21 protein-coding genes are annotated in these 26,567 nt (G+C 47.7%); 7 read left to right on the plus strand and 14 right to left on the minus strand.

From position 1 onward, the window contains the following. Nucleotides 1–222: 222 nt before the first annotated feature. A complete protein-coding gene (locus EH243_RS15370; RefSeq protein ID WP_126159552.1) occupies nt 223–432 on the plus strand; it encodes a DUF1289 domain-containing protein in 210 nt (69 codons plus the stop codon). Here EH243_RS15370 and EH243_RS15375 read toward each other — a convergent pair. The 3 genes from EH243_RS15375 to EH243_RS15385 all read right to left on the minus strand — a co-directional run bounded on the left by EH243_RS15375 (nt 421) and on the right by EH243_RS15385 (nt 5,703). After that, entirely contained in the window at nt 421–2,349 is a 1,929-nt protein-coding gene (locus EH243_RS15375; RefSeq protein WP_126159553.1) for a RecQ family ATP-dependent DNA helicase, read from the minus strand. The two genes, EH243_RS15370 and EH243_RS15375, sit on opposite strands and share 12 nt — an antisense overlap. A 514-nt stretch (nt 2,350–2,863) precedes the next feature. Then, nucleotides 2,864–4,216, minus strand: coding sequence for an aminotransferase (locus EH243_RS15380; RefSeq protein ID WP_126159554.1), 1,353 nt, complete (start codon nt 4,214–4,216; stop codon nt 2,864–2,866). Between the two features lie 23 nt (nt 4,217–4,239). Then, nucleotides 4,240–5,703 (minus strand): succinate-semialdehyde dehydrogenase, encoded by a 1,464-nt coding sequence (locus EH243_RS15385; protein ID WP_126159555.1) that lies wholly within the window; start codon nt 5,701–5,703, stop codon nt 4,240–4,242. A 153-nt stretch (nt 5,704–5,856) separates the two neighbouring features. Here EH243_RS15385 and EH243_RS15390 point away from each other — a divergent pair, with 153 nt between their 5' ends. Continuing rightward, a complete protein-coding gene (locus EH243_RS15390; protein ID WP_126159556.1) occupies nt 5,857–6,780 on the plus strand; it encodes a LysR family transcriptional regulator in 924 nt (307 codons plus the stop codon). Here the strand turns inward: EH243_RS15390 and EH243_RS15395 are convergent. Genes EH243_RS15395 through EH243_RS15410 form a run of 4 tightly spaced genes read right to left on the minus strand, consistent with a single transcriptional unit; the run spans nt 6,769 to nt 10,142 of the window. Further along, nucleotides 6,769–7,209: a universal stress protein gene (locus EH243_RS15395; RefSeq protein WP_126159557.1), complete on the minus strand. Its 441-nt coding sequence runs from the start codon at nt 7,207–7,209 to the stop codon at nt 6,769–6,771. The two genes, EH243_RS15390 and EH243_RS15395, sit on opposite strands and share 12 nt — an antisense overlap. A 9-nt stretch (nt 7,210–7,218) precedes the next feature. Continuing rightward, complete coding sequence (locus EH243_RS15400; protein WP_126159558.1) at nt 7,219–8,541, minus strand: TRAP transporter large permease; 1,323 nt, start codon at nt 8,539–8,541, stop codon at nt 7,219–7,221. Then, nucleotides 8,531–9,070, minus strand: a complete 540-nt coding sequence (locus EH243_RS15405) for a TRAP transporter small permease subunit (RefSeq protein ID WP_126159559.1) — start codon at nt 9,068–9,070, stop codon at nt 8,531–8,533. Before EH243_RS15405 ends, EH243_RS15400 begins: the two co-directional genes overlap by 11 nt. A 58-nt stretch (nt 9,071–9,128) precedes the next feature. Further along, the gene (locus tag EH243_RS15410) at nt 9,129–10,142 is read right to left on the minus strand and encodes a TRAP transporter substrate-binding protein (RefSeq protein WP_126159560.1); all 1,014 of its coding nucleotides are present in this window, start codon (nt 10,140–10,142) and stop codon (nt 9,129–9,131) included. A gap of 206 nt (nt 10,143–10,348) precedes the next feature. Between EH243_RS15410 and EH243_RS15415 the strand changes: the two genes are divergently transcribed. The 4 genes from EH243_RS15415 to EH243_RS15430 all read left to right on the plus strand — a co-directional run bounded on the left by EH243_RS15415 (nt 10,349) and on the right by EH243_RS15430 (nt 15,561). Then, nucleotides 10,349–11,287: a LysR family transcriptional regulator gene (locus EH243_RS15415; RefSeq protein WP_126159561.1), complete on the plus strand. Its 939-nt coding sequence runs from the start codon at nt 10,349–10,351 to the stop codon at nt 11,285–11,287. Between the two features lie 183 nt (nt 11,288–11,470). Then, nucleotides 11,471–12,754, plus strand: a complete 1,284-nt coding sequence (locus EH243_RS15420) for an NAD(P)/FAD-dependent oxidoreductase (RefSeq protein ID WP_126159562.1) — start codon at nt 11,471–11,473, stop codon at nt 12,752–12,754. A gap of 183 nt (nt 12,755–12,937) precedes the next feature. After that, nucleotides 12,938–14,467: a Na+/H+ antiporter NhaC family protein gene (locus EH243_RS15425; RefSeq protein ID WP_420897541.1), complete on the plus strand. Its 1,530-nt coding sequence runs from the start codon at nt 12,938–12,940 to the stop codon at nt 14,465–14,467. 128 nt (nt 14,468–14,595) lie between these two features. After that, nucleotides 14,596–15,561, plus strand: a complete 966-nt coding sequence (locus tag EH243_RS15430; RefSeq protein ID WP_126159563.1) for a DMT family transporter — start codon at nt 14,596–14,598, stop codon at nt 15,559–15,561. 38 nt (nt 15,562–15,599) lie between these two features. Here EH243_RS15430 and EH243_RS15435 read toward each other — a convergent pair whose 3' ends face one another. The 4 genes from EH243_RS15435 to EH243_RS15450 form a co-directional block, all read right to left on the minus strand. Continuing rightward, nucleotides 15,600–16,058 carry an SLATT domain-containing protein gene (locus EH243_RS15435; protein WP_126159564.1) on the minus strand — a complete coding sequence of 153 codons (459 nt, stop codon included), beginning with the start codon at nt 16,056–16,058 and terminating at the stop codon, nt 15,600–15,602. 297 nt (nt 16,059–16,355) lie between these two features. Continuing rightward, nucleotides 16,356–16,838 (minus strand): Crp/Fnr family transcriptional regulator, encoded by a 483-nt coding sequence (locus EH243_RS15440; protein ID WP_126159565.1) that lies wholly within the window; start codon nt 16,836–16,838, stop codon nt 16,356–16,358. Between the two features lie 156 nt (nt 16,839–16,994). Then, complete coding sequence (locus EH243_RS15445) at nt 16,995–17,957, minus strand: DNA ligase (protein ID WP_241235105.1); 963 nt, start codon at nt 17,955–17,957, stop codon at nt 16,995–16,997. A gap of 81 nt (nt 17,958–18,038) precedes the next feature. Continuing rightward, nucleotides 18,039–20,042: a sigma-54-dependent Fis family transcriptional regulator gene (locus tag EH243_RS15450; RefSeq protein ID WP_126159566.1), complete on the minus strand. Its 2,004-nt coding sequence runs from the start codon at nt 20,040–20,042 to the stop codon at nt 18,039–18,041. A gap of 418 nt (nt 20,043–20,460) precedes the next feature. Between EH243_RS15450 and EH243_RS15455 the strand changes: the two genes are divergently transcribed. Continuing rightward, nucleotides 20,461–22,275 carry an NAD(P)/FAD-dependent oxidoreductase gene (locus EH243_RS15455; protein ID WP_126159567.1) on the plus strand — a complete coding sequence of 605 codons (1,815 nt, stop codon included), beginning with the start codon at nt 20,461–20,463 and terminating at the stop codon, nt 22,273–22,275. 183 nt (nt 22,276–22,458) lie between these two features. Here EH243_RS15455 and EH243_RS15460 read toward each other — a convergent pair whose 3' ends face one another. The 3 genes from EH243_RS15460 to EH243_RS15470 form a co-directional block, all read right to left on the minus strand. Further along, complete coding sequence (locus EH243_RS15460) at nt 22,459–23,487, minus strand: methionine synthase (protein WP_126159568.1); 1,029 nt, start codon at nt 23,485–23,487, stop codon at nt 22,459–22,461. A gap of 44 nt (nt 23,488–23,531) precedes the next feature. Beyond that, nucleotides 23,532–24,506 carry a DUF1852 domain-containing protein gene (locus EH243_RS15465; protein WP_126159569.1) on the minus strand — a complete coding sequence of 325 codons (975 nt, stop codon included), beginning with the start codon at nt 24,504–24,506 and terminating at the stop codon, nt 23,532–23,534. A gap of 557 nt (nt 24,507–25,063) precedes the next feature. Further along, nucleotides 25,064–26,554, minus strand: a complete 1,491-nt coding sequence (locus EH243_RS15470) for a CoA-acylating methylmalonate-semialdehyde dehydrogenase (protein ID WP_126159570.1) — start codon at nt 26,552–26,554, stop codon at nt 25,064–25,066. Between the last annotated feature and the right edge of the window lie 13 nt (nt 26,555–26,567).

The raw sequence follows: 26,567 nt of genomic DNA on the forward strand, positions 1-26,567 counted from the left end.
AAGTAGCCTCTCCAATAATTCGGGCACCAAAAACGTTAAACAACGACATAGGTCACTGCGTAATGATCAACTATAAAGAAAAAATAAAACAAATTAACCCTGTTTATGACATTTCTAACGATTTGTCACCGAAACAGACTTAACCCGCTAAACTAGAAGGAGGATCAACATCTTCAAGGAAGGGTTGAGTAACCAATTTATACAACCGCCACGGAGCTAGCAATGCACTCATCAATAGAGCACCGTTCACCCCAAAAAGCGGCCACCGATTCACCCTGCCAACGCAATTGCTGCCTCAATGAACAGGATATCTGTATGGGGTGCTACCGGACACTCCAAGAAATCTTAGACTGGCATGGTTCAAGCACAGCCGAAAAAGAGGCCATTTTAGCCCTCTGCCAAGAGAGACGGCAGCAGCAGTTACACCGCTAACTGCTCTACCTTGTTTCGAATATCCGCATACCGAAGTGCTTCACAACAGCCAAACCCACTCAGCTGACGCACTTTATGACGCGTAAACAACGGCATACTGATACCGGCAAGAAAGCGACACTGGGTATCCAGTGTCAATGTACTCCTAAGGTGCTGACGCAACCCCGTTAAGTCATTCAGCAATTGTTGATCGGAAGGCCAGCGAGGTGATAACGAATATTCAAGTCTGACCGATTGACCTCGACAAGAGGAACAATGGCCACACTGCTCAGCACTGTTATGGTCATCAAAGTACAGTGCTAAGCAATGACTCAAGCAGCTATCCAACTCAAAAAACTTCACTAATGCCGCGATTCGCGCAATCTCTTTATGCTCTTTATCGATAAAGTAATCATACAGCTGCTGCCCTAGTGCAGGCTCGGCTAACCGCTGCTCATCGACCTGATAAACCTCAGTCACTTTTTTTGTTTCCAACTCGAGCAAACGCTGCTCTTGTAGATAATCTAAGGCAGCCACCACACGTTTACGATCACAATGATAACCCTGCAACAGTGCCTCAAAATCCAACGTACCCCACACCCGCTTAAACTGAGTGTGGGCCAATACCGCCGTCAAAAACGCTTTTCGCTCACCCTGAAAACGGTCAAGAATCTGCTCCTGCGGCTGCAACAGCTTATATTTAAAATCGGCAAAATACGCATAGAGTGGTTGCACCACGCCGAGCAACTCTAACTGTACCAAAAGGGTTTTCATCGGTAGCTGGCGGATATTACTGGCCGTGGATAACGCGTTGAGTTGCAGCTCCCACTGCCCGTTCTGAGATTCACTGCGGATATTATTCAGGACAAACTCAATCCCCTCTAATTCAGGGGTGTCACCATAAACAAAATTTTCTACCGTATTCAGGCCATCTAGATTAGCCAGAGTAATACAGTTGGACGGCAACCCATCACGGCCAGCGCGGCCGATCTCCTGACTGTAGTTCTCAATCGATTTAGGTAGATCATAATGAATAACAAAACGGATATTACTTTTATCGATGCCCATACCAAAAGCGATGGTAGCAACCACCACATCGATCTTTCCCGACATAAAATCCGTTTGAATCTGCTGCCGCTTTTGATCTTCAAAGCCCGCATGATACGCCGACGCGCGCACACCCTGTTTCACCAGAAAGTCAGCCACCTGCTCGGCACTGTGTTGCAAGGTAACGTAGACAATACCGGCCCCTTGCTGCTGTCGAATCAGTTCGATCAAACGGCTGTTTTTTTCTTCACTCGCAACCGACAACACGGTTAAATCAAGGTTAGGTCGATAAAAACCGGTCTGAACAATATGGTCGTCCGTTATCGCAAATTTGCGGGCCATATCCAACTTTACCTGTTGTGTCGCGGTGGCGGTTAGCAGCAGTACCAGCGGAATATTCAGCGCTTCACGATAAGCGGGTAGCTTCAGATAATCGGGGCGAAAGTTATGCCCCCATTCAGAGATGCAATGCGCCTCATCCACCACCAACATCGATACCGATATCGATTGGATAAATTGGCGAAAGCGTTCATTCTTAAATCGCTCGACCGATACCATTAGAATTTTAGTGGTGCCATTACGCACATCACTCATCACCTGCCGGTTTTGCTCTGGCGTGAGTGTTGAATCGATACTCGCCGCGGGAATACCTTTTTTTGCCAGAAAAGCTAATTGGTCTTTCATCAGCGCCAGTAGTGGCGACACCACCAAAGTTAAATGTGGCAAGCAGGTGGCGGTGAGTTGATAACAGAGAGATTTCCCAGAACCCGTTGGGAAAATGGCCAGCGATGATTCCCCCTGCAACAGCTGTCGAATCGTCTGTTCCTGTCCAGGCCGAAACTGATCAAAACCAAACCATTGCTGTAAAGTGTCGTGCAGTGCTACCGACATAATCGCCTCTCCCTGTTCGGGCTCTCAAGAAAATCCCTGAGTATACCCTTGATTATCATGTTCAATCCCTTTGTCAGGCAGAAATACCTGATGAACGCTTATGATGACCCCATTATCTTCGTTGAAGCAGGCCTGCTGCTCATAACAACCCCTTTGCACGTCGTTAACTCATGTAACTCTTATTCCTAAGACAGATGATAGACAGCAAGATAGTGTTCGAAAAATCAGATTTTGCTATTTAGAGGAGTACATTATTCAGTAGGTATGCGCGCGGGTAATTATTTGGCTGTAGCCAAAGCAAAGCAGAAAGAAGACGCATAAAAAAGGGAGGACATACGCATATGCCCTCCCAAAAAGGTGATCCAGAAGGATCTGTGTGTCAAGACAAGGCAGGCTTAGAGGAACCTGCCAGATAGAACTGAGTCTCTAGGCCAACGCATTAGCCCTGAGATAAAGCAATCGAACTGGCCAGTTCTCCACCAGCTCGACCATACAACTCATCGCTCGTTAGGGATTAAGCGACAATCATGCCTTCACGGGTCACAAAGTCGAGCGTCTCATCCAACGCTTTACCCAGTTTCTCGATCATCTCATCGATCTGCGCTTCATTGACGATCAATGGTGGACAGAATGCTAGAGAGTTACCGGCAACCGCCCGAGTAATCATGCCATGGTTCTGACAGGCCTGTACCGCAAAAGCCCCCGCCGCGCCATTATTAAAGGCTTCGCCGGTTTTCTTATTGGCGACCATTTCCACTGCACCGACCATACCCGCACCGCGAACTTCACCCACCAATGGATGATCTCGGAATTCAGCCATACGTTTCTGCATGTATTCACCGATTGTCGCCGCATGACCAAAGATATTATCCCGCTCATAAATTTCTAGCGTTTTCAGTGCCACAGCCGATGCAACAGGGTGACCCGAATAGGTAAAGCCATGACCAAAGGCACCCACTGCAGCGCTCGGTTCAATCATCGCCTCATACATATCACCGCGAATCGCCGCTGCACTGATCGGCATATAAGCAGACGACAACTGTTTCGCCATCGACATCATGTCAGGTTTTTCGATACCCACGGTGGTGCAACCAAAGTCATTACCCGTACGGCCAAAACCGGTGATGACTTCATCGGCCCAGAACAGGATATCGTACTTATTCAGTACCGCCTGCACTTTCTGATAATAGCCCTTAGGTGGCACAATCACGCCGCTAGCGCCGGTAATCGGCTCTGCAATAAAGGCCGCAATCGTGTTCGCGCCCTCTTTCAGTATCAGCTGTTCTAAGTTGTTAACGATACGGTCAACAAACTGCTCTTCAGATTCACCTGGCAGCGCACCACGGTAGTAATGCGGCGCATCCGTCCGCAAAATACCGAGGGCATCAAACGGCAGATCAAAATAGGTATGGTTAGCATGCAAGCCGGTCAGGCAAGCAGCCGCCAAGGTTACACCATGGTATGAACGTTCACGGGCAATGATCTTGAATTTCTCAGGCTTACCAATGGCGTTGTTGTAATACCGCAGCATCTTAATCTGACTATCATTGGCATCACTACCAGAGTTACCAAAGAATACTTTGGCATTCTCAACCGGCAGCATCGCGGTTAGCTTATCAGCCAGATCCATACCCACCTGATGGGTTTTACCACCAAACATATGGGAAAAGGACAGTTGACCCATCTGCTCAGCCGCCGCATCGATCAATTCACGATTATTATAGCCAAGGGATGTACACCATAAGCCGGCAAGCGCTTCGAGGTACTGATTACCTTCGTTATCATAAACATAAGCACCGTCACCTCGCTCCATTGTCAGCGTTTCAGTGGCTTTAAAATTAGTTGTTGGGTAGATCAAATTACTCATAACACGTCTCCACTATGTGCAGCTTATCGCTGTAATGCACCAAAACAGATGTACTTAGTTTCCAGATAATCATCTAGACCATATTTAGAACCTTCACGGCCCTGACCTGACTCTTTAACACCACCGAAGGGAATCACTTCGGAGCTGATCGCTGTTTCATTCACACCGACCATACCGTATTCAACCGCTTCAGATACCCGCCAGCTTCGCCCCATACTCTCGGTATAAAGATAAGCTGCCAGGCCAAACTCAGTATCATTGGCCATCCGTATCGCATCCGCTTCAGTACTAAACTTAAAGACCGGTGCAACAGGGCCAAAAATCTCTTCGCGGAACACGCGCATATCGTCGGTCACATTGGTTAAAACGGTAGGCTGGTAGAAACAAGCCCCCTGTTCACCCGGCTGACCACCGATCACGACGATTGCGCCCTCTTCAACAGCATTCTGTACTTTAGAATGAATCTCTTTAGCCGCTTTCTCAGTAATCACTGGGCCATGAGTCGTGCCAGCCTCAAAACCATTACCGATACGGAACTCGCTGACCGCCGCACTGAATTTTTCGACGAATGCATCATAGATACCTTCCTGCACTAACAAACGGTTAGCACAGATACAGGTCTGGCCTGAGTTACGGTATTTAGCGGTTAACGCACCGGCCACCGCGATATCTAAATCGGCATCATCAAAAATGATGACTGGCGCATTGCCGCCCAACTCCATCGAGGTGCGTTTCACGGTATCGGCACACTGTTTCATCAACAGTTTGCCCACCGGCGTAGAACCGGTAAAGGTGACTTTCTTAACCGTAGGGTTAGAGGTCATCTCACCACCAATCGCGGGCGCATCTATACCGGGTACAACATTAAACAGTCCAGCCGGTAACCCAGCACGGTTAGCCAGTTCGACCAGCGCCAACGCCGATAATGGTGTTTCAGCGGCGGGCTTCAATACGATAGCGCAACCGACCGCTAGGGCTGGGCCGGCTTTACGTGTAATCATTGCATTGGGGAAGTTCCACGGCGTAATCGCCGCAACCACACCCACCGGCTGCTTAACCACCACACCGCGACGATCGGATGGGGTTGGAATAATATCACCGTAAACCCGCTTACCTTCTTCAGCAAACCACTTAACGAAGGATGCACCGTAGGCCACTTCGCCACGGGATTCAGCTAATGTCTTGCCCTGCTCTGCAGTCATAATAATGGCAAGGTCTTCGGTATTATCGAGGATCAGTTGATGCCACTTTTCCAGCACATCACTACGGCTTTTCGCCGGCAACGCCTTCCATTCGATCATGGCTCGAGCGGCCGCATCGATCGCCCGTCGGGTTTCAGTTGCACCCACACTCGCCACATCAGCCAAATGCTGACCGGTGGCGGGGTCTGTGACGGCAAAGGTTTCACCCTGATCACCATCAACCCAAGCACCATCAATAAAGGCCTGAGTTTTAAGTAATGATGCATCTTTTAATTGTATTGTCATGCTTTCTCTCCGGCAGACATTCGCTCAGCTAACTGCGTTATAACTGTATTTATAGATCGACAAAGCTTTTGCTTATATAATTATTTGTAAATATTTATATTTACAAATACAAATATAAATAACCAACTCCCGACAATAACCTAGGATTCCTCCATGGGACGCAGAAAAGTAGCCCTTTCTGGCCAGCTGGCTGATATGGATCTTCGCCTACTCAAAGTATTTAAAGCGGTGGTCGAGTGTGGTGGTTTCACACCCGCAGAGATTGAACTCAATCTTGCCAATTCAACCATTTCCAACTACATCTCTGATTTAGAAAAACGACTCGATATGCGTTTATGCGAACGGGGTCGAGCGGGATTCTCCTTAACAGAGCAGGGACAAACCGTTTATAACGCCACATTGGAGCTACTCAGCGCCCTTGATCAATTCAAAAACACCATCAACCAAAGCCATAACCGCATTCTTGGTGATCTTCATCTAGGCTTTGCCGAACATATGTTGGGCGCCCATAACTCATCCATCCTGAACGTGCTAGACCAGTTCTCACTGAAAGCCCCCGATGTCCGAATTCGCATCAGCACCATGAGTTCCGATGATGTGATTGCCGCACTACTCAACCAGCAGGTCGATATCGGCATCACCGTTATCAATCAGCCCTACCCCGAACTCAGCAACATAAAACTGTTCGATGAAGAGATGCAGCTGTACTGCTCCCAAGACCATCCGCTGTTTGAACGCACCGATAAGATCGACCCAGCGGAGCTACGCCAATACCGGTTTGTTGAGTCCCCTAGATTGATGGCCGGTAGAGAGAGCCATCCCGACATGAAACTGTGGAATAAACAGGCTAAAGCCCACCACCAAGAAGCCCGGGCCACCTTGATTCTCAGTGGCCACTATCTGGGCTTTTTGCCACGCCACTTAGTCAGCAACTGGCAACTGGAAAAAGAGCTACGCCCGTTACTCAGTGAGCGCTATGGCTACACCAACAGCTTCCGGGCGCTATGGCGTAAACGGCAACAGAATCAGCTCATCATTCAGCTATTCATCGATTGCTTAGGCGCATCAACTATCTGATGCATCCCCACGGATGATAAACACCGAACAAGGCGCGTGACGCACGACTCGTTCGGCGTTTGAACCGATAAAGTAACTGCTGATACCTGGTTTACGGGCCATCATGACGATAACATCGGCATTCAGCTGTTTTGCGGTCGCCAAAATCTGATCGTGAGCAACACCATCCCGATAAAGCGATGTAACCTGAATATTATCCGGTAGATCAGCCAGTAGGGTCTCCATCGCTTCAAGGGCTTCTTTGCGATGCCTTTGGTGCAAACTTTTATCAAACTGCGGATCGCCAGCACCGTGCACAAAGCTTTGATCGACATAGAGTAAACACAACTGAGCTGGCTTCCCTTCTGCCAACTTCGTGGCAATCTGCCCCAATTCAACGACCTGCTCTTTATGCGATAAATCCAGCGGAATAAGAATATTGTTGTACATGTTAATGCCTCACCCCATCACTAAATTAGGTAACCAAAGCACAATCTCTGGGAATATCATGCAAATAATCAAGACAGTCAGATTCAGCAATATAAACGGTGTAACCGACTTATAGATTTCTGACATACCGATACCCGCCGGCGCGATACCTTTAAGATAGAAAAGCGCAAAACCATAGGGTGGCGTCTGAACCGCAATGAGAATATTCAGAATCATTAATACGCCAAACCAGATCGGGTCATACCCGAGAGAGACAGCAATCGGCGTAAACAGAGGCGCACACATCAAGACGATGATGAACTCATCAATAATAAAGCCCAGTAACAGCATAATCAGCTGGAACATAATGATGATCATAATGGGGGGAAGATCTAGCTGCCCCGTAAAGTCCGCCACCATACTCTGCACTCCCATCAACAGATGAAAGTTACTAAAGACAGATGCCCCAAAAATAATCCACATCGCCACACTGACCAAGGTAGCGGTCTGAAAACCAGATTGTAAAAACATATCCACTTTGAAACGTTTAAATAGGATCGCAAGGACAATCGCGCCGACCACACCAATAGCACCCGACTCCGTTGGTGTTGCTATACCGGTAATAATACTGCCCAGCACGGCCACAATCAGCAGCATCGAGCACAAACCATCGCGAGCAATACGGAATTTAGCTTTACCTTCAAGCTTAACAATATCCTTGTTATCCATATCCCGTGGCGCCCGTTCCGGGAACAACCAGCAGCTAATACCGACGTAAAGCACCATCATCACCACCGTGAGTAACGCTGGGACCATTGCGCCTAGAAACATCCTACCAACCGAATTTTGCGTGGATGCCGCAAACATGATCATCGGAATACTCGGTGGTATCAGGATACCCAAACCACCGCCGGCCATGATCACCCCAAGCGCCAAACGTTGGTTATAGCCCCGTTCAAGCATTGGCCGTAACGCAATACTACCGGACGTCATAATACCCGCGCCGATAATACCCACCATTGCACCGATCATGGAGCAAACACCGATAACACTGATCGCAAGCGAACCACGCACCCGGCCAATCAGCATCTGACTAAAATTAAACATGGCATCGCCGATGCCAGACTTAGTTAACAACTGTCCCATATAAATGTAGAGAGGAATCGCTAACAGGATAAAACTAAAATACGTTGATTCTAACGTGGTAGGAATAACATTAAATATACCATCGCCCCAGGTCATATAACCCACGGCCATTGCAATCCCACCGAGCGCCAAACCGACCTGGGCGCCAATCGCAAAAAACACCAAAATACATAGCAGAAGAACTACGGTTAATAACTCAATTCCCATCATCATTCTCCTCAATAAGTGCTTGGCCTGTCAGAAGAAAATACAACTCTGCCAGCATATCTCTTGCCAACTGGGCAATAAACAGACCACAGGCAACCATCATCATGATCCAGAAGTGAAACATGGGCGGAGCCCATTCACTCTGACGGCGATAATCAAACTCAATCGCTTCTTCATACTTACCGATACTCATCATGACGATGATGACAAGAAAGAAAATGGCCAACGAAAACGAAACTAGGTTGAACACACTGCGGGTTTTATGAGAGACCTTGAGGTAAAGGATATCAACATTGATATGTGCTCGTTGCTGCTGTGCATAGGCGCCACCTAAGGCGGCCAAATAACCAAACATAAACAACGATAGATCAAATGCCCAGATGGTTGGCTTACCAAGAACATAACGGGAGAAAACTTCAAAAGCGACCACAAGTGCCAACATCGGCATCATAAACGCGGCCATCCGACCCGCTTGACGCACCACCCAATCAACGGCGTGACAAAAACTTGTCAGTATTATTTTAAGCATAAAAATACCTGCAACAAAAAAGGGGGTGATTACACCCCCTTTAGTTCATTCGAATGCCTTACTTGCTGTTACGCAGGATATCGATCAGCTCTTTGCTGTACTTATCCTTAGCCGCGTATTCATCCCACAAACCTGCACCCGCGGCCTGCCATGCTGCTTTATCGGCTTCGCTTGGCTCAGGACTCCACTTAAGTCCTTTTGCTTCCATCTCTGTAACCGCTTCAGATTCCCATTGACGAGACAAACGTAACTGATCAGCGGCATGCTGTTCTGTTGCTTTACGCACAACAGCTTGCAGGTCTTCTGGCAGTTTCTTCCAAGCAGAACGGTTAACAACGATTGGCAATACCTGTGCACCCGCCAATGGCAAGCGATACATATACTTAGCCACTTCAACGTGGTTACCATCGCGGTGATCGATCATGTTACTACCGATAGAGCCATCGATAACGCCGGTAGCCAGTGACGTATAGATTTCGCTCCAAGCGAGTGATACAGGTGATGCACCCAAGTTACGCAGGAACTTACCATAAGCACCCGGAGCACGTATTTTAAGCCCTTTAAAATCAGCGACTGACTTAATTTCTTTCTTAGTTAACACATATACCGGTGGTTGAATGTAAGGTTCAAGCCAAACCAATCCTTGTGAACCATAGGCTTTAGTGAGTACTTTTCCCCAGCCCTTATCATGGAACAATGCCTGTAGTTCAGCAGGGTCATCCGTACCACCAGGCAGGCCAATTTCAACCACGCCTGCAGGTAATTCACCCGCATGCATAGACTGGAATGGTGCGCCCATGGTGATCAAGCCGGATTTAACCGCACCCAATAAACCACTCGTACCAACACCTTCACCGGAATACAAAACCTGAACTTTAATACGGCCTTCTGATTCAGTTTCGATATTCTTCGCTAGGCTTTCATACACATCACCAAAAGCAGTACCGCGACCATAAAGGTTGCTAAAACGCCAGTTATAGTCAGCAGCAGACACATCAGCAGCCAAAGTACTCAGGCCTAATGTCACAGCTAAAGCAGAGGTTGATAGTTTTTTCTTAAGGTTCTTGATCATGCTTCATCCTGGGTTTTGTAATAAGTATGCGGCGAATTAAATAATTGCGGCCGCATTTTCACATAGATCAAAGATGCGTTAAATCACAAATAACCCACATTAACGTTTAACTTTCTTTACGTAAGATAGATTCTTATGTATAAGAAAACCAACGAATCTTAGTTTGCTATCCCACACAAAGCGAAACCTATAAAGGTATAAAAAGAATGACGAAATTTGTGCTTGGGCAACTGGGTGACATCGAGATAAAACAGCTTAAAATATTTAAGTCTGTTGTAGAATGTGAAGGGTTTTCAGCCGCAGAAGTTGAACTCAACATCAGCCGCCCCACCATTAGTAATCACATCGCTGCACTGGAAAAACGCTTAAATATTACGCTATGTAAACGGGGAAGAGCCGGGTTTAGCTTAACGCCAGAGGGCAAAGTTGTATTTGATCAAACCACTCACCTGTTGCATAACCTTGAACAGTTTCGCAGTACCATTAATAACCTTGGCGATAACCCTGCCGGTAAACTGAGAATTGCTCTGAGTGATACTTTCAGTACCGATCCACGCTTCAAACTGCCGGCGATCATCCGCCACTTCTATCATCGAGCGCCGAATGTCGAGCTTCAAATTGAAGTTGAGCACATGAAAGTCATGGAAAAGATGGTACTCAATAATCAACTCGATATTGCCATCATCCCCTATCATCGAAAACTTGAAGGGCTTAACTATATTCACCTATTCACAGACGAAAACTATATCTATTGTGGCAAAGACCACCCTTTGTTTGATCTGCCTAAAGATCAGGTAACACAAACGGTTATCAACAGCTACAAATTGGTACATGCGGGTCTTAAACCCCATGAAGAGATTTATCATCAGCTCTCTCAGATGAACCTTTCCGTTGCTTCTTATCACTATGAATCCCGCATCGCGATGCTGCTATCAGGCTGTTATATCAGTTTTTTACCGCAGCAAATTGCGCAACCCTATGTCATACAGGGATTACTCAAGGCTGTTGCGCAAGACATTAAGCATTTCCGCTTAGGCGTCGCCGTGATTACTAAAAAGTCCACACAACCCAACCGAGCAAGGGATATGTTTATCGACTCCATTAAAGTCATCCATAAAGATGCGGAAAGTGCCCCACCCTATTGAGCATCTGTCGGCTAAGCGTCAATCGCCGAATGACGCTCACCGACTTATCTATCCCCTGATAGGTATAGCGTCTAAGCCCGAGAAAAGATTATCTTAACCCTACATTGAAGGCTGAGGACGACCGTTCGTTATCCCAGCGACTATCAGCAATACCCTTATTGGGTCCGATTACAGGGTTTCCTTATGGCTGCTCCATCACACACCACGTCATACTATGCCGCTTCAGCAAACGATAAAGCGTTTCGGGCACCATTAACTAATCATATCACTGCCGATATCTGTGTTATCGGTGCGGGTTTTACCGGCATGTCGTCGGCATTACATCTCGCCGAACAGGGTTTTAAGGTAGTCGTTTTAGAAGCCAGCCGGATTGGCTTTGGTGCATCCGGTCGTAACGGCGGACAGATCGTTCACAGTTATAGCCGTGATATCGACTTTATTGAAAAGCATTATGGCCAAGACACCGGCCGTGAGATGGGAAAAATGGCTTTCGAAGGCGGACAAATTATCCGTCGTCTCGTCGATCAATATAACATTGACTGTGACTTGAAGGATGGCGGTATCTTCGCCGCCTGTAATAGCCGACAGCTCCGTGAGATGGAAGAAAAGAAAGCGCTTTGGGAAGCCCACGGCCATACCCAACTAGAGATGCTAACCCCTGACAGCATCCGCGACCATGTCGGTTCAAGCCGATATGAAGGCGGTTTACTAGATAAAAGCGGCGGCCACTTCCACCCGCTCAACCTCGTATTAGGTGAAGCGGCGGCCTTCGAAAGCCTCGGCGGTGTGATTTATGAAGACTCTGCCGTCACTCAGGTGCAGGAAGGTGACAAAGCCGTTATCCATACAGCAACAGGCTCAGTTACCGCGGACTTCGTCATTGTCGCAGGTAACGCTTATTTAGGTGGATTGATTCCTAAATTAGAGCAAAAAGCGATGCCTTGTGGCACTCAGGTGATTACCACCGAACCCCTCAATGAAGCGCAACAACGTGAGTTACTACCACAGGATAACTGCGTTGAAGACTGTAACTATCTGCTGGATTATTTCCGCCTCTCTGGCGATGGCCGCCTGATCTATGGCGGCGGTGTCACCTATGGCGCGCGGGAACCGGATAAGATCGAATCGTTGATTGTACCGAATATGCTGAAAACCTTTCCTCAGTTAAAAGGCGTTAAGGTGGATTATGCCTGGACCGGCAACTTCCTACTGACACTGATGCGTCTGCCGCAGTTTGGTCGTATCGGCAAGAATATTTACTACGCTCAGGGCTACAGCGGCCACGGTGTGACCAGTTCCCACCTCGCCGGCAAAGTGCTTTGTGACGCGATCAAAGGTCAAGCGGAACGGTTTGATATCTTTGCCGGTCTGCCACAATACCCCTTCCCTGGTGGCCGAGCATTACGTATTCCGTACACCGCCATGGGCGCTTGGTATTACAACCTGCGCGATAAACTGGGTATCTAATCAGCCACGGTACGAGCCTCCTATGCGCATTAAAGCCTAGCGCCTCGTGCCAATACATTGCTGTCATTAGGTATCTCCCTGCGACTACCACCGCATTCACCCTTTTGCTGGCCCTCAATACCGCGAGGCGTTGAGGGCTCAGGCTTTACATCATCAATTTATAACGATAAGAAAAGGTGCCATATGAGTACTGAGATCGGCTCGACTGTCAGCCCCGACACCATGGCTATCAAGCCAAACAACACCCCAAACACGACCCTTAATCGCCAAGGCAGCCCACAAAAGTGGCTGATCTTTTTTAGCGTTATTATGGCCTTTTTTGCCTACCTTTCGACCCAGCATGTAGACGGCGAGCCCTATGGCTTTTTAAGTTTCCTGCCAGCTATGCTCATTCTATGCGTGGCGGTGATCACCAAGAAGGCTCTGGAATCGATCTTCGCCGGCATTATTGCGGGCTTGCTGTTACTCGATCCGAGCAACCTTGTCAGTGGGCTCGGTGACCTCTCAATATCGGTGGTCATGGATGAAACCATCGCCTGGATCGTACTGGTGTGCGGCATGATGGGCGGCCTCATTAATATGTTGGAACGCGGTGGCAGCGTCTTGAGTTTTGGCGAGCTACTCGCTAAACGGATTAAAACCAAGCGCGGCACCATGCTCACTACCTGTACTTTAGGGGTCATGGTGTTTATCGATGATTACCTGAATTCACTGGCGGTCTCTGCCTCGATGAAAAGCCTCACCGACCGCTATAAGATCTCTCGCGAAAAACTGGCCTTCTTAGTCGATTCTACCGCCGCACCGGTGTGTATTCTGGTGCCTGTTTCAACCTGGGCGGTTTATTTTGCCGCCTTACTGGAAGAAAACGGCGCCGCAGCCGAAGGCAAAGGGATGTCCCTCTATATCGACGCTATTCCCTACATGGTGTACGGCTGGGCGGCACTGCTGGTCGTATTTCTAGTGGCCTTCGGAATCCTTGGTGATTTTGGCGAAATGAAAAAAGCCGAACAGCGCGCCCAAGCCGGTCAGCCCATCCCCGATGGTATTCAGCAAGATGGTTTCGACACCTCAGCGCTGAAGAAAACCCCACCCCTCATTGGTTTATTAAACTTCCTGTTGCCGATGGCCGTGTTAATAGCAGCCAGTGTTTATTACGATATCGATTTACTACTCGGTGCTCTGGTAGCCTCGATGTTTACCATGGTGCTCTACTTCTGGCAGCGATTGCTCTCCTTTGCTCAGTTGGTTGATGCAATGCTGGATGGGTTTAAGGTGATGCTGCACCCCATTGCGGTCGTCTGTGCGGGCTTTATGGTCAAAGAGATCAACGATCAACTCGGCCTAACCCCTTATATCATCGACTCACTGACCCCCTTCCTGTCGAAAGAGATGCTACCGGCGTTAGTCTTTGCTTCGATGGCCATGGTGGTGTTCGCCACGGGTTCTAGCTGGGGTGTGTTTGTGGTCTCCCTACCGATTGTGATCCCCATGGCCATTAGCATGGATATGTCGATGCCACTGACGGTGGGTGCACTACTATCCGCCTCAGCTTTTGGTAGCCACGCCTGTTTCTTCAGTGACTCGACCGTACTGTCATCCCAAGGTTCCGGCTGTACCCCGATGCAACATGCCCTCAGCCAGATTCCCTACGCCCTGATTGGTGCCGTTATCGCGTTTATCTGCTTGGTAACACTGGGCTTTATGCTGGCCTAACGTAGAATGTATCAGCGTTTGCTGGAGACTTCGGTCTCCATTGTTTAAGCCTGTAGAGTCTAGCGACTTAGCTGGCTTAACGACGTATTCAAAAACTGACTCAATAGCTCTATCGACAAGGACTTCCCATGCTTATCCGATCATCACGCACAGCACAACTGCTACTTCTATTAGTCTGCTTTATCTGGGGCGTAGAGTTCGTGTTGATCGATCTAGCGATTGAAGAGATACCCACCCACACCTTTAATGCCATCCGTTTCTTATTAGCGGGATTATCACTGATCCCGCTGCTTTGGTTTAACCGACAGCAACTGGTGAACATCCGCTGGTTACCGCTCTGTGGCGCCAGTGCCCTGCTCGGTTTTCTGCTGTTTGTCAGTTTCTACACTCAAACAGAGGGCATGCATTACACCTCGGTGTCTAATGCTGGCTTTATTACCGGTTTAAACGTGCCGTTAGTGCCGCTACTGGGCTTTCTGCTGTTTCGCATCAAGGCTTCCGCGGCGGTGTGGATCGGTATGGTGATCGCCACGGCAGGGCTCTACCTGTTAACCGTTGGTGATAACCTAGAATTCAATCGGGGTGACACTCTCATACTGACCTGCGCATTTGGCTTTGCCATTCATATTTTGCTGACCGGTCGCTTCGTCGATTCACTCCCAGTGATGCCCTTGAGCATCCTACAGTTGCTAGCTGTAGCCCTGTATAGCAGTATTGCTGCTTGGATTAGCCCCGAGCCCGCATTTTATCATTCAGGTGCAACACCCCTGAGCTGGCAGGATTTGGCGACGAATCCTTTGATTATCAGCGCAGTGTTGATTACCGGTCTGTTAGGCACGGCCTATGCCTACTGGGCACAATCAGCCTGCCAGCAGATACTCGCCTCGCATCAGGTGGCACTGATCTTCGCCACCGAACCGGTGTTTGCTTGCCTCTCCGCTTGGTTATTCCTAAACGAGCAACTCGGTACGCTAGGATTAGTCGGTGCGGGCATGATTATCGCTGCGATGCTGATCTCTGAACTCGGTGATCGCCGAGGACGCGTCACCCTAGAACCGCTCGATCAAAGTACCTCAGTATCACCAAAGCCGTAACAACAAAGGGGTTTATCTAGACACCGGCGTTTATGATTCTATTCCGCCGGAACGATATCCCCTTGTCGCCCCTGCACAATGCCAGTGTTCCATTTTTCTGCCGAGTTATTCAGCACTTTCTGCAACCGTTCAAAGAACAGCTCAAGCTCTGCGGCCTTCAAGGTTTGGCTTTTAATCTGAAACATCAACTCACGCCTTAAATCACACAGGGTGTAATAGGTAGTCCGCTCATGAATCCACAGTTCATCCGCCTTACGCAGCCCTTCTAGGGACGCGAGAATACCGGCGGTGCCTGAGAAAACCAAAATAGCGACATTCAGATGGGTGGAATAAGCGGGCAGATACAGCGCCAATCCAGATAGCAGAGACAACATAGCGGTAAGCCCAAAAGAGCCATAGCGCAACCGACGATGTAATGTTTTATGCGACTTAGAGTTGTGCCGGAACATCTCAATCTTTTTATCTAACTCATCCACTAGAAACTGTTGCTGCTCCATAACGCTTACCTCCTAGGGCGGGTTGATAAACACTCGCCTATCGAACCTTAATAGAACCTCGGTGAAATCATTATCTAACATCTTGCTATCCGTATTTAAAAACACCTTAGAGCGACTCTAAGCTGATCAAAAATCAAACAGCAGTTTAATCATAGTCTAGCGTTGAGCAACCTACCGCTTTGGACACACCATAAATCACAGAATCAAACGCTATAGGTAAACTAGCCCAGCATAGAGGTGAGGGTTAGGGTTAGAATTTGAGGTTAAAGATTAGAGGTATAAGTATAGGTAAACCGATCAGTGTTTATCGGCATAGAGCTGATCAAGATGACTAATTTCTCGGCTCATCTCTCGGGTAATATTGATCAGAAAGATCATAAACATCTCAGGGTATTGCTCGCAGAGCTTATGGAATAACTCAGTGCTAATCTCTAACAGATAACCCTCTTTTTCCACCACAGCATCTCCCCGGCGTGGATGCAGTCCAATCATACCAACAAAGCCAATCTGCTCACCTTCGTCATACAGGCGTATTGGCACGCTGGCACCGTCTTGAGGCCGATGCTGGTAAAACCGTACCGCGCCTTTAATGATGATATAAAACTGTTCCGACATATCATCTATGCTGAATAACCGATCCCCCGGCTGCACCGATAACAGTGTTCCCTGTTGCAGCAGAAAGTGGAGACTCTCATCCGATAAAGCACCAAACATAGACAGAGACTGACAGAAACCTTCCGGATACCGCTGTTCGAGTTCAGTAAGCGTAACGGCCTTCATAGTATTACATCCGTAATCAGTATTTCGTAGCGAACGCGACGAACATAAATAACTCGGCCATTATAAAACAGAAACACTCGCTAGCAGATACCTAAAAAGAGATATGGAGCCATGGCGACGAAAAAACCTGTCATTAGGTAAGACACTGATCCAGCCTTAAGGCTGACGAACCCGCATAAAACTGGCAAAACGGGGGACACCCTTTGCACTGACACCTGTGTATTTATAGGTAACGATACTGCCGATCGCTGGAGGATGTTGCCGCTGTTGATCGGTAAAGCCGCTGCCGAGCTTAAAGCGAATACCCGTCGGTGTTTCCACTAACAACGCACCGAGCATGCCGACATACTTCCCCTTCCCCGGCTGATGCCCAATCACTTTCGCCTCGGCATCTTGCCATAGCTTAAGCTTTAACAGCTGAGCACTACGCCCTGATTGATACAAGGCATCCTGATGGTGCAGCATCAACCCTTCGCCGTCGTCAGCGACCACCTGCTTTAACCAAGCCATGAGCGTACTATCATCACTGACTCGTCGCTGATCAATCAACTGAACCCAGTCCCGATCAATCTCATCCACGAGTTGGCCCAATTGCTGTAAACGCTGGGTAAAGGTGCCTGGAAACTGTGGTAGATCAAACAACATAAATTTCACCCGCCGCCAACGATCTGCCTGCCCTTGCGACGCCTCGGTCGATGCGCTTCTAACAAGCGAAGACACCGCGTTAAACTTGCCTCGCCCGATCCACAACTCACCATCCAACGGCTGCTCGGGTAATACTTGGGTAAACCAATCCGGCGCATGGATTCGGTAACCCTGTCGCGTTAATAACTGTTTGCCATCCCAATACCCCCGCACACCATCGAGTTTTTCACTCACCCAATAATCAGATACGTCCAGACCCGCATGATAGACTGTCGCCAGCTGTAGTTTGGGTTTGTCAGCAAAGCTTTTATCAGCCCAACCAAGAGAAATCATCAGTAAACTAATGAGCAGCAGACGCTGAAAAGCCCCATGACTATTGCGATTTAACATGATGCCCGAAGACCATTCAGTGCGCTGGCAGTGGAAGCGAAAACGAATATATTGGCGGTTCTTGCCAAAGAAATAAAAATTCATACGGTACATCCTTGTACTGTTTTTTTATGAAAAAGTTTTTCATAAAGTATAAAGCGATGCAAATCTTGAGTTAGAGATTCGCTAAACATCCCTAGGCAAACTAATCCCAAGCTTTTTCATTCGTCTATAAATCGTCGGCCGTGATACGCCCAACTGTTTAGCAACTGCTGAGATGTTCCATCGCTGCTGACGGAGCCTATCAATCAGCATTTGCTGCTCGGGTATAGAATTAGTCTTTTCTAACCATGGGTCTGATAAAGGCTCTGCCGATAATGTTGATGTGTCGCAAGAATTTAGTGATTGCATGGGTAAAGCAAAAGTGGACTTATCCAACCGCCCTGCAACACACTCTTCCGGTAAATGGTGGACGGTGATCTCTCCCTCTTCGCATACCGCTTCGGCAAACGTAAGCGTGTTAACCAACTGCCTGATATTACCTGGCCATGAGTAGCCCAGTAACGCACTCATTGCATCGGCACGTAGTCGAGCAGCTGGGTTCAAACGTTTTAGCAATAATTTGATTAGATAGTGCTTATCGACTCGTGCTTTTAAAGCGGGAAGCTTTAGCGTTGCGCCGTTTAGCCGATAGTAAAGGTCTTCTCTAAACAGCCCGTCAGCAATGAGCTGCATCACATTACAGTGCGTGGCCGCGAGTACACGGACATCAATATTAACCGGCTGAGATGTGCCAAGAGGTAACACCTGCCCTTCGGCTAATACCCGTAATAAACGACTTTGTAGCTGTAACGGCATATCGCCTATTTCATCTAAAAAAAGCGTCCCCCCGTTGGCTTCTTGAATAAGACCCTTTGCACCCTTCACTCGTCCCCCTGTAAAGGTTCCCGGCGCATAACCAAACAACTCGCTTTCAATTAATGATTCAGGAATAGCGGCACAGTTAACCGCTATAAAAGGTTGATCTGACCGGTGGCTTGTTGCATGAATGGCTTTAGCGAGCACTTCTTTGCCAGTGCCCGTTTCACCTAAAATCAGCAGGCTAACATCACGGTGGCGTAATCGTTTAGCTAAGCTAATTGTTTGTCGCATAGCAGGGTCATCGGCACATAGCTTATCTAACGCAGGGACTGACTCCTCTTGCGAGGCGCACACCTCTGATACGTTCAATTGGCTAAAGGTATTCGTCTTTGGCTCAATCAAAATGCCATATAACATCTGCTGAGTGCCCGAGACCCTAAACGCACGTACTCCGTCTTTACTTTCGTAAGTGATGGATAGAATATCCCGCCACTGGCACTCCAGTAGGTCTGGTAATGAAATCGAATCTTTGGAGAAGGGCCGGTATTGCGCCAACAAAGTGCGACCTGCGGTATTCGCCGCAAGGATATTCCCCTGCTCATCTAAGGCAAACAACAACTGGCCATTGACCTGAACGAGCTCTCGCGATTGATCACACTTAAAAACCAAACGGTTGCGATAGCGCCGTAAAAAATAAGCATCTTCAATCAGACGCGCATATAGTTGCGTTAGGTGTAAGGCAAAGTTTTGGCTTTCCGGCGTACGGGATGAGTTTAATGCCGAGATATCCAATACCGCTAATAACTGCCCGGATGGATCTTTAATCGGTGCCGCCGTGCAGGTTAGACCTATATGGGAACTATCGAAGTGATCAACACGATGGCAAGTCAGCGCTTGTTGCTCTTGTATACAGGTACCTACCGCCGATGTGCCCGCGTATTGCTCACTCCAATCAGCCCCTAAGTAGAGCCCCGCTTTATGTAAACGATCGTCATCATGTTTATTACCCAAAAATTGAACGGTAATCCCCCGATGGTCGCTTAACAATAGTACGTACCCAAGACCCGAAATTTGCGTGTAGAGCTGTTCGACGCCCGCCCGTGCTACGTTCAAAAACTCATCTACCGAATCTTGATGCTCACGCAATGTTTGATGTGTAACGATGCGCGCTGGTCTGGGCTGACTGGGATCTAAACCATATTCGGTTAAACATCGCCGCCACGAACGTCCAATCAACTCATGAGTGGGCGAGTAGCTTTTATACATTGATTGGTGTCCGCCATAACTGAGTATGGTATCGATATGACGACGCTGACTTGTGTTAATCATGCCTATTCCTTTGCCCGTGACTGTTATTTTTATTTCACGATGCCATCGAGTCTACCGCTGAAAAGAGGCGTTTTCTATACTTCTTTCAGGCATGTATCTAACCTCACCCTCTGCCGTTAAATTCAAAGATTATGTATCTACAAGCTGCATCAAATCGTTAACTAAAACCCTTTACACCTGTAACGTTCGTTGTCATCCAGCGTTACAGTTGTTATGTGTTCGCATTACAGATGTAACACTCAGCGAGAGCACCCAACTTAATTAATTTAACTAAAAACATACTAATAAATAAAATAATTCACATATAAATCAATTGGTTATATTTAACAAAAATAAAAACAGTCGATACTGGCACGCTTTCTGCTCTATCTCCTGCGTCAACGCAGCACAAAAAAAACAAACTGCACTGGAGATAGTTATGACCAATACTGCACTAACCGCTACTCATCAACCCACACTGGATGCTGTCGCATGGGTAGAAACGTTAGCCGCGACTCTTAGCTCTACATCACCCGCCGACGCCGCCTCTTTATTCGAAGAAGATGGATACTGGCGCGACCTAGTCGCCTTTACATGGAATATTAAAACCATGGAAGGTCGCGACGCTATCAGCGATATGCTCACCGCCACCATGGCCGATGCTGCACCGAGCAATTGGCAAGTTGAAGAAGACGCCACCGAAACCGATGGTGTGGTTGAGGCATGGATCACCTTCGAAACCCAAATAGCGAAAGGTCGTGGCTATTTGCGATTACGTGATGGTCTAGCATGGACCTTCCTTACCACCATGACTGAGCTAAAAGATTTTCCCGAAAAGCGTAACAAATTACGTCCGAAAGGGGCTGAACACGGCGCGAATAAAAACCGCCAAACCTGGCTCGAAAAACGTCAACATGAAGAAGCAAGTTTAGGCTACACCGAGCAGCCCTACTGTTTAATTATTGGTGGCGGCCAAGGCGGGATAGGTTTAGGCGCTCGCCTTCGTCAATTAGAAGTACCTACAATCGTGATTGATGCATTACCTAAGCCTGGTGATACATGGCGTAATCGTTATAAGTCACTCTCGCTTCACGATCCTATTTGGTATGACCACATGCCTTACCTACCCTTCCCTGAAAACTGGCCAGTGTTTACCCCAAAAGACAAAGTGGGTGACTGGCTAGAGATGTACACCAAGGTCATGGAGCTAAATTACTGGGGATCAACCCGCTGCACGCATGCCAAATATGATGAAGACAAACAGGAGTGGACGGTAGAGGTCGATCGCAATGGTGAAAAACTCACCCTACACCCTAAACAACTTGTACTGGCAACCGGCATGTCAGGCATTCCCAACATGCCCGATATCCCAGGCATGGATACCTTTGAAGGCGAGCAACATCACTCTAGTCAGCATCCCGGTGGCGAAGCGTATAAAGGTAAAAAATGTATCGTGCTGGGCGCTAACAACTCAGCCCATGATATTTGCTGTGCACTCTGGGAAAACGATGCCGACGTCACCATGATTCAACGCTCATCGACACACATCATCAAATCAGATTCGTTAATGGAACTGGTGCTAGGTGGTTTGTACTCTGAAGAGGCGGTTGAAAATGGTATGACGACCTATAAAGCCGACCTCACCTTTGGGTCTGTTCCGTTCAAGATCATGCCACAGTTTCATATTCCTGCTTATAAAGCCGTTGCAGAGCGCGATGCTGAATTTTACCAACGCCTAACCGATGCGGGATTCTTACTCGACTTTGGTGAAGATGGTTCAGGACTATTCATGAAATACCTACGTCGTGGATCGGGTTATTATATTGATGTTGGTGCTTCTGATCTCGTTGCCGACGGTGAAATCAAACTCAAATCCGGCGTATCCATCGCCGAGATAAAACCGAAGTCGGTTGTTCTTACCGATGGCACTGAGCTAGAAGCGGATTTGATTGTGTACGCTACCGGTTTCGGATCAATGAACGGCTGGGCCGCTAAAATCATCTCCCAAGAAGTCGCCGACAAAGTCGGAAAATGCTGGGGCTTAGGGTCTGATACCGCAAAAGATCCGGGACCTTGGGAAGGTGAACTACGCAACATGTGGAAGCCAACACAGCAAGAAGCACTGTGGTTCCATGGCGGTAATTTACACCAATCCCGACACTATTCGCAGTATCTATCGCTGCAAATTAAAGCTCGTATGGAAGGTATCGACACGCCGGTTTACGGGCTACAAGAGGTCCATCATCTAAGTTAGCCCATGTAGCACTTCGGCAGCGATAATCGCTGCCTTTTTTACGAACGCCTAAAAGATCAACGTCGCACTGAAGCCCACACCGAATCCTACGGGCTTTTGTACACATCACCAATAAGCACCTTTAAACTGACAATAAACAAAGCGGGTCAAGAGGCAACAAGCAACACCTGACCCTGTCACTTTTTAGGCTAAGAGTTCGCGTCGAACTATCTCTGTGCCGGCCCTTAAAGCATCGAGTTTCGCCGCGGCGACTCGACGAGACAAAGGTGCCATACCGCAGTTGGTGCACGGGTAGAGCTTGTCTGCATCGACAAATTTCAGTGCTTTTCTCAGGGTACCGGCGACTTCCTCGGGTGTCTCAATGGTATCGGTCGCTACATCAATGGCCCCTACCATTACTTTTTTACCCCGAATAAGTTCAAGTAATTCCATGGGAACATGGGAGTTATGACACTCTAGCGAGATAATATCGATGTTCGATTTTTGCAGTTTAGGGAACGCCTCTTCATATTGTCGCCATTCAGAGCCCAGTGTTTTTTTCCAATCGGTATTGGCTTTAATGCCATAGCCATAGCAAATATGTACAGCCGTTTCACATTTAAGCCCTTCAATAGCTCTTTCTAGCGTCGCGATACCCCACTCGTTGACCTCATCAAAAAACACATTAAATGCGGGTTCATCAAATTGGATAATATCAACACCAGCCGCTTCTAACTCTTTAGCTTCTTGGTTGAGAATGATGGCAAATTCCCACGCGAGTTTTTCACGACTCTTATAATGATCATCATAAAGCGTGTCAATCATCGTCATAGGGCCAGGTAAAGCCCACTTAATAGGTTGCTTGGTTTGCTGGCGTAAAAACTTAGCATCTTCGACAAAGACGGATTTTTGGCGAGAGACAGGACCCACAACCGTGGGGACACTCGCATCATAGCGATCACGAATTTTAACCGTTTTACGTTTCTCAAAATCAACACCGTTGAGGTGTTCAATAAAGGTTGTGACAAAGTGTTGGCGTGTTTGCTCGCCATCACTGACAATATCAATACCCGCATGCTGCTGCTCTTGTAATGACACCCGCAATGCATCCTGTTTGCCGTCGATTAATTCCTCGCCTTGCAGTTTCCAAGGTGACCAAAGTGTCTCAGGCTCTGCAAGCCAAGTCGGTTTAGGTAGGCTGCCTGCGGTTGAAGTCGGTAATAATGTTTTCATAATCAATGATATCGTCTATGTAAGTAAATGATTGAACCTAACAATTAAGCGTAATTTGCTGACCATTGTTCCAGCACGGTTTGGTAAGGTTTGATGAAGTGCTCTTCAGCAAATTTCCCCTGTTGATTGGCTAATTGGCCCCGCTCTTCTCGGTCATAAATAATTTGGGTGACTGAGTGATCCTGATTTTGTAATTTAGGCTGATAACGCTGGCCTGCCACCGCGTTAGCATTATAAATTTCAGGTCGGTATATTTTCTGAAAGGTCTCCATCGTGCTGATCGTACTGATCAACTCAAGGTTCGTGTAATCGTTGAGTAAATCACCAAAAAAGTAAAAGGCCAACGGCGCTACGCTATTTGAAGGCATAAAATAGCGAACCTGTAAGCCCATTTTTTCAAAGTATTGCTCAGTCAAGGATGACTCATTAGGCTGGTACTCAAATCCTAAAACAGGATGCTGATTCTCTTTCCGATAGTAGGTTTTGTTGTTAGAAACACTGAGACAGATAACCGGTGGCTTTTTAAAATGCTGCTGATAAGCCTTCGAGTTAACGAAATATTTAAAGAGTTTCCCGTGTAGCTCACCAAAGTTCTCTGGAACCGTAAATTGGGGCTGATCCTTATTATGATCCATCAGCAACACGCTAAAATCATAGTCACGCACATAGGAGGAAAAGTTATTGCCAACAATGCCGTCGATACGTTCACCGGTGCTATGATCAACAATATTCGTTTTCAGTACTTCAATGGCAGGGAAGCTCTGACCATTGCCTTCAATGTCCATATCAACAGAGATGATATCGAGTTCGACAGAATAACGATCGCCGTTAGGGTTATCCCAATGCGCTAAGGCATTAAAACGGTTATCAATCATTCTTAGGGTATTGCACAGGTTCTCTTGACGGCTCTCGCCTCTCGCCAAATTCGCGAAATTGGTCGTGATACGCGTATTTTCTAATGGACGATAGTTCTCATCGAAGCCTATGCTCTTAATCGTAAAGGTAAAGTCTGTGTTCATCGTAATCGCACCCTAATGTCTGAGATAAAGCCTGAGCTTGTTTCTTGCTATTGCTAGACAGTCTCAATTTGTCTGCCGGTTTCTTCAGTGAGTCGCCTTCACCATATTTGATTTGTGCGGTTCACTAAGAATCAACGGCAATATTGTCTAGGCTTAATAGTTAGGAGTATTTATACCCGCACTCAAACATGAATGAAAATGCTTTATATTTAACTTCTCGTGAATTTTATTCATAGTTGAGATATTCAACAATATCAGCGGCCATTTATTAGGGTGATTTACCCTGTTCGTTACAAGGTATTCAAACTTACACCAGGCATCAGCAACGCTCGCTGAAGGACAACTTATATCTAAGAACGTTGCCTGATACTATCCTTAATCACTAGCCTTAACCCTTAGCAGACAAGCTCTAAAAAAAACCTTAAAAACCATCAGACACAAAAAACCGGTAGTCGCGTGAACGGCTACCGGTTAATCGAAAAGCATCAAGAGACGCTGATATAAAGCGCCTCTTTGACAGGTGAATCAGCAGGGTTGCCCTACTGACTCACTGCGCCTTAGCTTGGGAAGGCGAACGAAACACCTTCACGCACACCACTGGAAGGCCAGCGCTGTGTAATCGTCTTACGTTTGGTGTAGAAACGTACCGCATCTGGGCCGTAAGCGTGCAGATCACCAAACAATGAACGCTTCCAACCACCAAAGCTGTGGTAAGCCACTGGTACTGGCAGTGGTACGTTAATACCAACCATACCCACCTGAATATTGTCAGAGAAGTAACGCGCTGCTTCGCCATCACGGGTAAAGATACAGGTACCGTTACCATATTCGTGATCATTGATCAGCTTCATCGCTTCTTCCATGGTATTCACACGGACAATCTGCAATACCGGACCGAAGATCTCAGCTTGGTAGCTTTCCATAGTCGGTGTTACGCCATCGATAAGCGTCGCCCCAACAAAAAAGCCATCATCATAGCCTTCAACGACAGGGTTACGACCATCCACAACAATCGTAGCACCATCCGCTTCGGCGCTATCGATAAAGCCATTCACTTTCAGCTGATGAGCACGGGTGATCACTGGGCCAAAGTCATTGTCGCTATTGCTAAAGGCACCTACTTTCAACGGCGCCATCGCTGCTTTCATTTTCGCAACCAAGGTATCTGCCGCTTCATCGCCAACCGCAACCGCGACAGACAACGCCATGCAACGCTCACCGGAAGAGCCAAAGGCCGCACCCAATAGCTGGTTAACCGCATTGTCCATGTCTGCATCTTGCATCACGATCGCATGGTTCTTCGCGCCACCCAGTGCCTGACAACGCTTACCGTTGGCATTAGCGGTGCTGTAGATATATTCCGCAATCGGTGTTGATCCAACAAAGCTCACCGCTTTAACTCGGCTATCGGTCAGCAACACATCAACCGCTTCTTTATCACCATTTACGACGTTGATAACGCCTTTAGGCAGGCCAGCTTCTTGTAACAACTGAGCAATAAACAGCGTGGATGATGGATCACGTTCAGACGGTTTCAGGATAAAGGTGTTACCACAGACGATCGCCATCGGATACATCCACAGAGGTACCATCGCTGGGAAGTTAAACGGTGTAATACCCGCGACCACACCCAGTGGTTGAAACTCGCTCCAAGAATCGATACCAGGGCCAACATTGCGGCTGTGCTCGCCTTTTAACAGTTCTGGCGCGCCACAGGCATACTCGACGTTTTCAATGCCGCGTTGCAATTCACCGGCGGCATCATGGGAAATCTTGCCATGTTCTTCACCGATCATTTCACAGATCTTAGCGGAATTTTCTTCTAGCAATGTTTTAAAACGAAACATGACTTGAGCACGTTTCGCCGGTGGCGTATTACGCCATGCTGGGAACGCTTGCTCTGCTGCGGCAATCGCCTCTTCAACGGTAGCAACAGACGCCAATGCGACCTGCTTGCTCTCTTCACCCGTTGATGGGTTAAATATTGCCTGTGTGCGAGCCGCGTCTGTGCGCATCTCGCCATTAATCAAGTGGCCTACAACAGTCATAATGTTATCTCTT

It is taken from the genome of Amphritea opalescens (assembly GCF_003957515.1).
GTDB lineage: Bacteria > Pseudomonadota > Gammaproteobacteria > Pseudomonadales > Balneatricaceae > Amphritea > Amphritea opalescens.